6 protein-coding genes, 1 tRNA gene and 1 riboswitch are annotated in these 13413 nt (G+C 31.2%); of the genes, 1 reads left to right on the forward strand and 6 read right to left on the reverse strand.

The features are described 5' to 3' along the window. Window positions 1–60: 60 nt before the first annotated feature. Window positions 61–215, reverse strand: a riboswitch (FMN riboswitch). Between the two features lie 120 nt (window positions 216–335). Then, window positions 336–1994 carry a ribulokinase gene (locus H3R33_RS05855; protein ID WP_198184720.1) on the reverse strand — a complete coding sequence of 553 codons (1659 nt, stop codon included), beginning with the start codon at window positions 1992–1994 and terminating at the stop codon, window positions 336–338. A gap of 203 nt (window positions 1995–2197) precedes the next feature. Here H3R33_RS05855 and H3R33_RS05860 point away from each other — a divergent pair. After that, window positions 2198–2272, forward strand: a tRNA-Thr gene (locus H3R33_RS05860). A gap of 1308 nt (window positions 2273–3580) precedes the next feature. On the opposite strand, the gene H3R33_RS05865 is transcribed toward H3R33_RS05860, so the two are convergent. From H3R33_RS05865 to H3R33_RS05885, 5 genes are all read right to left on the reverse strand, one after another. After that, entirely contained in the window at window positions 3581–6325 is a 2745-nt protein-coding gene (locus H3R33_RS05865; RefSeq protein ID WP_198184719.1) for a hypothetical protein, read from the reverse strand. Window positions 6326–6636: 311 nt separating this feature from the next. Next, a complete protein-coding gene (locus H3R33_RS05870) occupies window positions 6637–9705 on the reverse strand; it encodes a hypothetical protein (protein ID WP_198184718.1) in 3069 nt (1022 codons plus the stop codon). Window positions 9706–10058: 353 nt separating this feature from the next. Beyond that, a complete protein-coding gene (locus H3R33_RS05875; protein WP_198198882.1) occupies window positions 10059–10478 on the reverse strand; it encodes a hypothetical protein in 420 nt (139 codons plus the stop codon). Continuing rightward, on the reverse strand, window positions 10459–10716 hold the full coding sequence (locus H3R33_RS05880; RefSeq protein WP_198184717.1) for a hypothetical protein: 258 nt from the start codon (window positions 10714–10716) through the stop codon (window positions 10459–10461). Before H3R33_RS05880 ends, H3R33_RS05875 begins: the two co-directional genes overlap by 20 nt. A 352-nt stretch (window positions 10717–11068) precedes the next feature. Further along, a partial coding sequence (locus H3R33_RS05885) for a hypothetical protein (protein ID WP_198184716.1) occupies window positions 11069–13413 on the reverse strand: 2345 nt, incomplete at its 5' end.

Raw genomic sequence — 13413 nt, forward strand, 5'->3', positions numbered from 1 at the left:
ACGCGGGCACTCCATAACATACCTTCTTCACGTTATTAACGAAACGTAAAAGGTAAATTATATCGTTCTTTCTCATCCGGACTGTAACCGTCGGCTTTGGAATCGCACCAAAATCTGCTTGACCCTGCATTATTACAATACAGGCGCTCACGGGCTTAAGAACAAGATATTCTCTTACCGTCGGTGAGGAATTACACCTCGCCCCAAGAACGTCGTTATTTAATTATCATCCATTTACTGGACATCATTAAGATAAGCATTTTCATTCTTGTAATCAAGTTTTTTCAGGATAAACACCCATTTTCCCGATGATAAATATTTTTTGATACTTAATTTTAAACATATTGTCTTTCCGAAACCCTAGCCCATTGTTGATACTGACCGTATATCCGTTCGTATTGTTCAGATAAATGCAAATCAGGTTTATAGATCTTGGATATAGGACTGGACATATGGTGCTGAGCTTCCAAAACTGAAGAATACACCTTTGCAGCTACGGCCCCTAAAATGGCGCCCCCCAAAGCACAACACTGTTCAGAGGCTGACACTTTTATTTCACGTTTCATAATATCGGCACATGTCTGCATTATGATTGATGATTTTTTAGCAATTCCGCCAATTGCAATAATTGTGTTAATAGATATATCCTGTTCTACAAAACATTCCATAATAGCCCTTGCACCACAGGCAGTGGAAACTATCAAGCTTCCAAAAACCGCAACTGCATCAGTGGCCAATGTTAATCCTGTAATTGTTCCTTTTAAACGCTGATTGGCATAAGGTGTTCGACGCCCATTAAACCAGTCAACTGCAATCGGTAAATATTCTAGATTCTTATTTTTATACCATTCTTCAGCTAGATTATTTAGCAAATCATGCTCAATTTCATAAAATTCTTGCAAATGTGTAAAATTATTACGTGCATAGAATTGCAAGGGCCAGCCTAAAAAACGTTGAAACCACGCAAAAATATCACCAAAAGCGGATTGTCCCGCCTCGAAACCGATATATCCCGGGACAATACTACCATTAACCTGTCCGCATATCCCCTTGATAAACCTACCTTTTACCTGCTCATTTTCAGCCGTTAACATATCACAAGTTGAAGTTCCTATGACCTTTACCAGATTATAGGGTTTAGCACCCGCACCTATTGCACCTACATGGGAATCAATTGCCCCGCCTGAAACCGTCACATTTTCATTTAAACCAAGTTTTTCCGCCCACTCCTTTGTTAACTTACCAACAGCCATATCAGCAGTATAAGTCTCTTTAAATAACGGATAGGGTAATTCTTCAACCAGTACAGGATCTAGGTCTTTAAAAAACTCATAGGAAGGTAAACCGCCCCATTGTTCATTCCAAAGGCATTTATGACCAGCCGCACATCTGTTTCTTTTAATTATATGGGGTAAGGTTGTGCCTGTCAGCAACGCGGGAATCCAATCTGAACATTCAACCCAAGATACTGTGGCTTTTTTAACAGCCTCGTCATTTCTGAAACTATGCAAAATTTTTGACCAAAACCATTCTGATGAATAAACCCCTCCACATCCTTTTAAAAAAACAGAATATGCTGGTTTTTGACATAATCGATTAATTTCTTCCGCCTCTTCAATAGCGGTATGATCTTTCCATAAAATAAACATTGCATTTGGATTTTCTGAAAAATCAGGCCGTAACGCAAGAATTTGACCATGCCTATCCAATGGTGCAGGACTGGATCCTGTCGCATCAACTCCAATTGCAACAATATTTTTAGCAACACCACCCAATTGTTTTACGACTGAGCAAACAACCTCTGTTAATGATTCCATAAAATCCAGAGGATGTTGCCGAAATCGATTTAGAATAGGATTACAGAACAACCCCTTTTTCCAGCGTGGATAATATGTGATACTTGCTGCAAGCTCTTCACCATTTTGACAATCTACAGCCAGAGCGCGAACGGAATCGCTACCAAAATCAAGACCTATTGCAATTTTATGAGGCATATATTGTATATCCATGGAAAATAATTGGAAAACAAAACTGTTTTCATATAATCCCCCTTCACTTCATGATTATCAATTTAATTTCAAGCAATCAAAAAAAATTGATTTTTATTATAAAAATTAAAAATATTAACTTTTTTGTATTTTTTTCTTGAAATTAAATCTAAAATCAGGCATAGAACTGCACGTGTTGATTGTATATTGCCGGATTAGCACAGTGGTAGTGCAGCGGTTTTGTAAACCGAAGGTCGGGGGTTCAAATCCCTCATCCGGCACCACAAACATAACAAAATCGATATGTGGAAATTTAATATAGTGTGATCAATTATAATTCACCTAACAATTTATTATAGAAATAAGTTATTATTTCAACGTGTAAAAAATTATTGATCAATATAAACAGCCAATAATTTTGTATATCTTTTATTCGCTACCAAATTTAATAATAATCAATAAGCATTGTATAATTGATTAATCATAATTTACAGTTATATTTACATGTTTTGTGAACATTTTATCCATTGTTCAAGACAATATTCTATCAAAAAATTATAATTTCATTTAACATGAATTAGAATTATTATTTATTCAAATAAATATATATTTATTCTTTATTATTGTCATAAAAATTAATTATTATTAAGTAATAAATATAACGATATATAAATTATTGACTATTAGTATTGATATTCACAATTAATTTTGCTAGATTGATTTAGGTAAGGTAAAAAAGGCCTTTATTTCTAAATAAAAATTATTTAAAACCTTTTGAAATTTTTAGTTAGATGTTGTGTCAATAATAAAGGAGGTAATTCTTTTTTTACCTTACCTTATTGATTATATACATTTTATATAAAAAAATCTATAAAAATCATACATAAAATAATTATTTTTAAATTATTAATCTAATAATTTCTTTTATATTATTTAATTAATATTACATATTTTATGTTTTATATTCATAGATTATTTTTGATCTATTTTAACAGTTTATAACTTATTGAAAATGGTCATAATTCTTCAAATTACTTTACCTAAATTGATACTATAGTATTTTTTATGATACTGAGCCATTGCTACAGTAATTCCTTAATTCAAATATAAAATACGACATATTGCCACAACAAAAAATGATTACCTATTAATATATCAGGTTTCGGTAATCCCTAACTATCTAAATTAAAATTTTCTGCAATGTATATTAATACATATATTAAAGATTGGCGTTTAGTATTGTTAAAAAAATATTGCAAATGTCATAATAAGTTGCTGCTTCCATCTGACAAATACTTAATGCTGGTCCATTACCCATTTGTTTTAAATAAGTAAAATTACCTGAATATCCTTCAACCAAACAATTACTCGTAACCTAATGATTATCAGTGCGTTATTTCCAAAGACCAAAATAATTTAAAATTGACATGATAACACAATATTTAAGGTGATTTAAACAAATACCCCCCGTTGTTTTTAATATAAAAATTTACCTTTAAAAATAAAAAAAGCCCACCATTAAGGTGGGCATAAAATTATTATAAAAATTTAATGTATGATTTTATAAAATAAAATCATAATTAATTGATTGTCTAAAAATCTGACAAAGCGACACGTTTCCATTTGTTTGTAGAAACACATACATAATGATAGTTTGAATCATCTTTTATATCTCCCGCTTTACAAGGGGCGGATGATGAAGATGGTGTTGAAAGCATAACATGCAAGTTATTTGCGGTAATATTTCCAGTTGTAATAACATTGCCCACAAATTTATAGTTATTACCACCATGATGATCTGTAAAATAAAATGTATTTTTCTCTAGATGGTTACCCCATGGGTCAATATTCGCATATCTGTTATAATAAAAATTAATATCTCTATTATCTGGATTACTATCTCCTGTATTAAAACGAATTGAACCTGTCGCAGGTAAAATCATAAAAGGCGTTTGAAGATATGATACATCTATAAATGGACTACGGATATGTGCTGTTATTTCTTTGTTACCATTTAAACCGGCAACCCCATTATTTACATTTACTTGTGACTTTAATATTGCATTATCCACAATATTGTTGACAGATTTACCATGAACTGTAAGTTCATTATTTACAATCACATTACTATTCTTATCTACAATTAAGCCTAATTTCGTCTTATCTCCATGTCCGGATCCAAGAGCAATACCACCTATATAACCCAATGGATCATAAATAACTTGTCCTAATACTGAACATTTTCCATTTTGATTACATGTGGGTGAATAATTAGATTGTAATCCATTATTAGATTTTGTCATTCCTAGATGTAGTGAATTATTAGCGGGTCCATCATTAGACATAAAGGAAAATAATTGATAAGAAGAACTACTAGTTTTTGCCTGTCCCAACGCTATCATAACCTGCTCACCATTAATTGTATTCAAAGCTTTAGAAGGCCATACCCATTTATATACTCTAAACCCACCATCTGTATCAATCGGTATCCCACCATCTTCCCATTCACCATCAATCCTTAACCCTATGGGCATTTTACTGAATCCAGCTAACCACATCATATAACTACCAGCAGTCAAACGATGATTACTGCCTCCCCATGACATTGTTAATCCATGACTATTTATTGAATAATCATGATCTGAATACATCCAAAAATCCCATTGGTTATCATAAGTTCGTGTAATTGAATCAGTCTTAGAAGCATCATTAGTTTGTAACATATACGTATTAAAGTTCTTGTTGCTCAGCCCTAAAAATAAAGCTGGCTGGCTATAATGATGAAAATTGGAATTATGTTTCATTTTCAATGTTCTTGGATCTGTATAGCTTATTTTATAATCCAATTGATCTCCCTTATTACTTCCAGGAACACCATCTGATCCTTCATAAATGTTTGAAAACATTTTTAAGTTTTTCCACAATCCCTTACCTCCAGCACCTGGGTAATAATAAGTTTCAACATTTAACTGAGTATAGGTATGTTTTTTATCTTCACTTATATTCCCTTTTGGAGATCCAACAGATCCGGAATAATATCCATAATAGTAATTTGGCATATCTATAGCATCATTAATTGATTTTTTATCTTCTATGACAGACATACCATTCGCAATATTCGTCCAAAGAGCCATTCTCATAGAAATCATATTCATTTCCTGTTGGGAAAGCGCTGGATAAATTTCAGTTCCATTTTTATATGGTTTTATAGCATAAGCTCTCCCATCAGCAGAGTAAATTGTTATCCTCACTTGACTTAAAGCCTTTATAGATTTTTTTAATTTATAACCTCTAGCAAGTTCAACTGGTATAGTATTTTTTTCAGAATCATATGGACCAGGCAATACTTTAACAGATGATACAGTTTCACCCTTATCATTTAAAAATTCAGTCCCTGTCATTTTACAACCACTGACATCAGTTATTGCGACACCACATCCGAAAATTCCGTGAATAACGAATTTTGTGCTTCCTGCTGTTACATCAGATACTATTGTGTAATCATTTCCTTGTACAGCATAATCATGATTACCATCACCCTCTTTTACTAATTTATTACCACCTATAACATCAATAGGAGAATTATTAGAAGTACGAATATCCACATTGACACCATCAGTCAATCCTGCACCTGAACGATGCCACCCTTGTGGTCCAGACATATCCGTAAATTGATAACAGGACCCTCCCAGATCTCCTCCTGAAATATTTTGACAACTAGCTTTTAAACCAACCTTAGAATCCAGTGATTGTCCACCAAGCATTAATGTATTTCTAGCAATATTTACATTATCGAAACCTGAATATCCATCATCAACAACAACCAAAGGTGCATTATTACCATTATTATAAGGTGTCTTAGGCAAATAAGTGGCATAAAGCGCTTTATTGACTTTATCTACAGCATTTTGTACAGATTTACCATTAACTAATATTGAAGAGGCCGAAATCAGCCCTGTGGCCTCTACATTGCCTACAAATTTATAATTATTACCACCATGATGATCTGTAAAATAAAATGTATTTTCCTTTAGATGGTTACCCCATGGGTCAATATTCGAATATCTGTTGTAATAAAAATTAATATCTGTATTATCTGGATTACTATCTCCTGTATTAAAACGAATTGAACCCGTATTTGGCAATAACATAAATGGTGTATATATCATTTGGCTATTAATATTAGCTGTTACTTCTTTATTACTGTTTAATCCCGCCACTCCATTAGCTGCATTTATTTGTGACCTAGTCACATAATCTTCCGCATAACTAAGGTTACATAAATTTATCAAGGGATATGATAATATCCCCAATGTGAATATCGTTTTAAAATTCATATTTTTTACTTTTTAAATATTTCTAAATAGGTTTTTTAAATTATCAATACGAAATTTTACTTTCTATAAATCCGTAATTTTAAGAATTTTTAGATTAAGTATTTTATTAATGAAAATTATAAAATTGATAATTATAGTATAAAATTAATATCAAGAGAATTAATCGCGATTTATTTTTAATATAACTTCTTTATTATTATAAAGATTGATTTTTATATAATTTTTTAATATCATGTATTTTTGATTATAAAAGCCTATCATTAAGATAGACTTTTATAAATATTTATTATTCAATTGTTTAATATAATTATTTAAAAATTAGATAATGCAACACGTTTCCATTTGTTTGGCGCAACGCATACATAGTGATAATTTGCATCATCTGCAAACTCTCCTGATGCACATGGAGCTGATGATGAAGATGGCGTGGACAATACACCAATAAACTTTCGTGATGAAATGGAGCCCTTTGCAGTAAATTGATCACTTTCCATACTATTTGCCTTAACAGTGCCATTAAATCTATAATTATTACCATATCTATTATTCGTGAAATAAAATGTATTGGCATCTAATAGATTGCCCAAGTCATCTCTATTACCAACATCACGATTATAAAACATATCAATCATGTTATTATTCGTATCAGGACTATTAGTTACGAAACGTAAAATATTGTTTTTATTATTAAGCTGAAGAAAATTAGTATTAATACTATTGTTATTAGATTGACCAGTTACCGATAAATTTTTATTTATAAAAACATTAGCATCCTTGTCTACAACCAATCCTAATTTAGCTTTATCTCCATGACCAGAACCTAATCCAATACCACCTACATAACCCAACGGATCAAAAAATATCTGACCTAAAACAGCACATTCTTTATTCTCGTTACAAGTTGGTGATTGATTCCAGGCTAGGTTCTGAAGGGGATCAGTAGAATTTTGCTTCGTTAAACCCAAATGCAATGAATTATTCTGCTTGTTATCTACATTACCATCATTAGACATAAATGTCATAAGTTGATATGAAGCCTGATTGGTTTTTATTTGTCCCAAACCAGATATGCTCATAACATCATTAATATTTTGCAGATAGGGAGATGCTCCTAACATAGTCCATTTATACAAAAAGAAACCTGCATCAGTTTCAAAAGACTTGCCACCATATGGCCAAATACCATCAATTTTCAACCCCAATGGCATATGATTGAATCCAGCCATACGCAACATATAGCTTCCTTGAGCCAATGGGTGTCCACCTCCGGAAAAGACCATGGTAAGTCCACGCACAGATGCTTGTCCATCATGATCTTGATTCATAGGAAAATCCCATTCATTATCAAATTCACGGGTAATTGAATCAGGACTTTTATTGAATGATTGTTGAGTATAAAGATTAAAATTCTTTTGAACCATTCCTAAAAACAAGGCGGGTTTTTGATAACGATGATAATTACTATTATAAATATAATTTATATTATTTATTTGTTCCGGTCTTACAACTGAAGGAATATTAACTTTATCAAAACAATTTGGTCGATTACCAATATGCAATCTCTTTTGTAGTTCCTCATTATCATTTAACTGGTTTTTTGTTAAACAAGCGTAGGAAAGTTTATAATCAAACTGATCGTAAGCATTTAAGCCTGGAGATTTTATATTGGGATCATCATTAAGCGGATGCTTGTTATTCTTCCATTTTACTAAGTCACCAGCTAAACCTGGATAACTAAAAGATCTCATAAATATCTTGGTTACTTTATTTTGTCTTATGGCAAGATCTTTTTCTTCATCTGTTTTTGTTTTATCTGCTTTAATAGCGTCAATATTGGCTTGATTTAAAACAGTATCGTTAAACCCATCAGCATATCCATAATAATAACCGGGCATGTCTGTATTACCACTGTCTTCATTGGTTCCATTTTCAACACTGGCCATCCCATTGGCGATATTAGTCCATACAGCCATACGAGCGTGCGTAAGATTTCTTTCTTTTTCTGATAAAGATGGATAAATTGCCGCATATTGAGAACCATTATCATCTTCAGAAAAATCAATAGCATATGCTGTACCATCAGAAGCATAATATATAATTTCTAATTTTTTATCTGGAGTTAAAATATCCTTCAAAGCATAACCATCATTAATATTCACTTCTGTCGTATTGTTTGAAGGGTTATAAAAACCGGGGGTAACTTTTACAGAATTAGATATTTTCCCTGCATTGTTTACAAAATTGATACCCCTCAATTCACAACGTGATCTGCTTTCACCCAACCCACATCCAAAGGTTCCTTTGATAACAAATTTTGTTGCACCAGCCGGAACATTAGATATTACCGAATATTCATTACCTTTAACAATATATGAACCATCGCTATTTTTAACCAATGTATTCCCGCCTATTGAATCCATAGGAGAATTATCCATTGTTCGCATATCCATATTAATACCATCAGTCACTCCAGAACCGCTACGATGGTATGCTTGTGGACCGCTCATATTTGTAAATTGATAGCAAGACCCACCTTGATCTCCTTGTCCGGTATTTTGGCAGGTAGCTTTTATTCCAACTACAGAATTGCGACTACGCCCTCCAACCATTAACGTATTGGGTTTAATATTTCCCCAATCATACCCTGGTTGACTCAAAAATATTAAATTGGCATTATTTCTATCATCATTATACGGATCAACTGGTTCAATCCCCCCTGGAATTGGTTTATTTAATACATGTCCATTAATCTCAATACCACCAGCTTTAACCGTTCCATTGAATCGGTAATTATTACCATATTTATTATTCGTGAAATAAAATGTATTCCCTTCTAATGGATTACCAAAATCATCCTTATTATTACCATCCAGATTATAAAACATATCAATCATGTTATTGTTGGTATCAGGACTGTTGGTAATAAAACGCAAACGATCACCATGTCTTGGGAGTTCAAAATGTCCACTATTGAACGATGAAGCCTTGACTGTCCCGTTAAATCGGTAATTATTGCCATATTTATTATTCGTGAAATAAAATGTATTCCCCTCTAATGGATTACCAAAATCATCCTTATTATTACCATCCCAATTATAAAACATATCAATCTCATTATTATTAGTATCAGGACTGTTGGTAATAAAACGTAAACGATCATTTTTTTTATTTAACTGAATAAAATTACTATTTATTGAATTATTATTTATTCTATCATTATTTATATTGGCTGTTATTTCTCCATTCTTGTTTAAACCAGCCACTCCATTGGCTACATTTATTTGAGATTTAGCCACATAATCTTCTGCATATGTAATATGAGAAAAATTTATAATAGGGGAAGATACAACCCCCAGCATTAAAAGAAATTTTAAATTCATTTTTTTTGCTTTGTAATATATTAATAAATAATTTTTTGTGATGTTATTATTTTGTAATGTTTAAAATTTTACATAAAATAAATGCTAGAAATTAAATAATTTCAAACATTTACTGTAAAATCTCTACACATTTAATATATTATTATTTAAGAATGATACATTCAATATTAATTTTATTTAAGAAATAATTTTAATAAATTAATATTTTTTATTTTTTACACAAAATTTTTATAATAACACATATCATCCGTATAATCATACTTAATGGAATAGATATAGCTATTACAGGAATAACCCATGGATCATGTAATCTAATCCATTCAACATTATTTTGCCACCACCATTTAATTAATTCATAAATTGTATTCATAAACCTGCTCTACTCCTGACAATATACGTGCCAGAGCGTAAAGGTTAATCAAAGCAAATATTCCCCAGGCAAATAAACAAAAATGCGATTGTGATCCATAAACAAAATTGTTTAATGTTTCCCAAATAAACAAGGTTGATGCAAAAAAAGCTGCAGTGGCCCGTCCCAGCTGGCTTTCATATGATAAAGCCGCAAATTGGACAAATCCTATAAAAATAAATAAACTATACCAAACTTGGTTGGATATAATTTTTAAATAGCCCTGGATAAAAAATGGATGTAGAATTTCGCTTTCCGGTATTATAAGCACATAAATACCGGCACTTAAAAGTAAGATCGCACTCCACCATTCTGCAAACCAGTGTTCATGATGATAAAGAGATCTATATAATTTTCTTTTCATCATTTTTTCCTGATATTTGCGTGTTTTTTTTAGGAAATTTAAAAGATGCCAGAAAATTGATAAATGACCATAATTTATGTGATCTATTCTTGTTATCTGGCTCTTTCCAAAATCTAGTAACCAATGTGCATAACGTTACACTTAACGTAAGTAACGCTATCAAGTTGAAAGTTACATTGCCCGGTAAAATATTCAAGAAATATTGTAATGCTTGTGATAAAAGATCGGTTGCAACCATTTGTTCAAACCTTGAAAAATTTGATAATCACCTTATTCAGGTGATTATTGAATAAAATTAAGTTTTCAACTTGCTTCTAACATTTCTTGCTGACATAAAGCTCCAACAAATAACGAAGGATTTAGCTATTAATTTAAAAAAAATTATCAGCAGTCAGAAATTTCGAATTAGAATTGATATAAAACAATTTAACATTATAAATATCTTATCTGGCAAATAACCCGGAATTTTATCAAGGATAATGTGCAAGTTATTCAGATTGACATATAATGCTTCACTAACCTTTTTATTTTTAAATTGTTATTAATTGTTTTTATCACCCAATACATAATAATATAAAAGATTTATAATTTTATATTAAATTTAATGTAGTTCTAACTTTATTTAAACCTAAAGGAAACGATGAAAATTCCTGAATTTGTGAAGACCAATAACCTAACAATTTTATTCTGTCCCCCTTTTTTACAATTCTTTTCAATTGACCTTTAATATTATTAGTCACAATAACGGGTTGTGGTTCAATAACTATCTCATTAAAAACATATTCAAAATCTTCAGAAATATCTATCCGATGTTCATTAAAAATTGAAATGGAAGGATTTATTAATTTACCTCCAGCTAAACTAAGCGCTATTTCAAAATTTAATTTGTCATCAATTTTACCTATTGTAATATGAAAAATTTTACTATTATCACTTTTACCTTGAATTATTTTTTTCACGTTGCTGTCATAATAGATTATTTCACGATCAAATAAAGAAATTGAAAATTTGGTTTCATTAATATCATAAAAACAATCATTTTCAGAAATTGAACTTATATAATAAGAAACATCTCCTGAAGAGATATAATAATTATTACTTGATCGAGTCATTGTCGAATCATTCAGACTATATCCATATATTTCACAATTTTTTATTCCGCAATTTTCTTTAAGGAACAAACTTGTATCATAAATATCATTTTTATTATATTGATAAGTTCTAAAAATAATTATATTATCTAAAACCGCTCCGTTTTTTAATGTTATAGTTTTCCAATTGACTAAATTTAAGGGTTCATTTCCTCTGTATATCTCGTCACCGTTATCCACACGATAAACATTAACCAAGACAGGATATCCTTCTTTATCAAGAACAATGTTTTCAGAGCTATCTTTCACTTCCTCAACATCTATTACTAAATTGTTGTTGGTTGAGTCTCCTAAATACATCAATGTTTTATTGGAAATAAATCTTTGTTTACTATGTTCCTTAACCCATGATATTATTTCAGCTGTATCCATTGCATTATTATATAAACATTTACTTCTATCTTTAAAATACCAAGAAGTAAAAATACCTCGTGGACTATCCTCTGACAATAATGGAACAGTTGGACAAATAAATTCAGAATTATTGTAACCTTTTAAATCTACAGGATACCCAGTTCCAAACCAAAACAAATTATCTCCCGAGGCATAATCCTTTGTGCTTGTAGACGTTCTACTTGTTGAACAAAATTTACCTTTAACTTTTCCCACAACTATAAAGGTATCTTTTAAGGATATTGCACTATTATACAATTCAACCATGCTACTTGAATACGTGTTATGATATGATTTGCCCCTTGATATCACATTTCTATAAAATATATTTGAATATGAAATTTTTGCATTTTCCTCAATGACCAAAACATATGGATCTTGTCTTTTATTATTTACATTCGTTAATAAACTGATCCCTGACACTTCGGTACCGGATGATATTGTCACATCTACATCAATCATAATCACTGGCCCTGTATAAGCTTCGATAATTTCTTCTGTAAAAGCTGGATTATAAATAATTTTAGTTTTTTTTAAATACTTATTAGAAATTGTATCAAACCAGGCAATTTTACCTTTATTCATACCTTGCGTGATTTTAACTGTCTTCCAATTGCCTGAATCTATAATTGGATATTCACGTTTAAGAAAAAATGATTTTAAATCTGTTTTATTATCCACCTTTATTTGATTATCTCTTGTTTCTTCAGAAACTAAGTCTAAATTTTCTTTAAGAGGTTTAATGTAAGAAGTGATTTCCTGCTGATCAACCACTTCTATAATTTCATTAACTTTATTCAGCTCATTGTTGATTGCCATATCAATGTTAAAAAAATTTTCCGCTTCTACTATAGGAACATATTTTTTTCCTGACATATCACCAAAAGAAATATCATAATTAATATCCAAAATCCCGTCTTCAGGAACGACCCATTCACCAGTTTCTTTATCGAAACACTTAATCCCGTTTCCATCAATTCTACTATTTTTATCAAAAAGAGGTGTCCAATTATCAATTGCTTTTTCACGATCAGATCCAATTGCAACACATTTAACATCTAAATCATTATTTTCTTTTTTTTCTTGATAAATATTTGTAAATGTTGAAAAGGATACATTATTTAAAACTTTATCGACGACTTTACCCAAAGAGGCGTCCTGATGGGATGGAGTTGGGACCTTTATGGTATAATCCAACATTTCAGCAGATAATTTACCCGCGCCATCTGTTCCGACCTTTCCGCCATCTGACTGAATTGACTTGACGTTGAGTTCAGTTGATCCGTCATTCGTATAGCTGTCCCCCTTTTCTCCCTTGGGAATGGAGAACTCGAGCACGGCGGTATTTTCTGATCCTGAATTGCGAACGGATGCCTGGACATCCGGATCTG

This window comes from Commensalibacter sp. B14384M2 (genome assembly GCF_016101865.1).
In the GTDB taxonomy this organism is placed as follows: domain Bacteria; phylum Pseudomonadota; class Alphaproteobacteria; order Acetobacterales; family Acetobacteraceae; genus Commensalibacter; species Commensalibacter melissae.

Coding starts and splice junctions, on each gene's coding strand:
- H3R33_RS05855 (WP_198184720.1), bottom strand. CDS start 1,994: ATGCCTCATAAAATTGCAATAGGTCTTGATTTTGGTAGCGATTCCGTT.
- H3R33_RS05865 (WP_198184719.1), bottom strand. CDS start 6,325: ATGAATTTTAAAACGATATTCACATTGGGGATATTATCATATCCCTTG.
- H3R33_RS05870 (WP_198184718.1), bottom strand. CDS start 9,705: ATGAATTTAAAATTTCTTTTAATGCTGGGGGTTGTATCTTCCCCTATT.
- H3R33_RS05875 (WP_198198882.1), bottom strand. CDS start 10,478: ATGAAAAGAAAATTATATAGATCTCTTTATCATCATGAACACTGGTTT.
- H3R33_RS05880 (WP_198184717.1), bottom strand. CDS start 10,716: ATGGTTGCAACCGATCTTTTATCACAAGCATTACAATATTTCTTGAAT.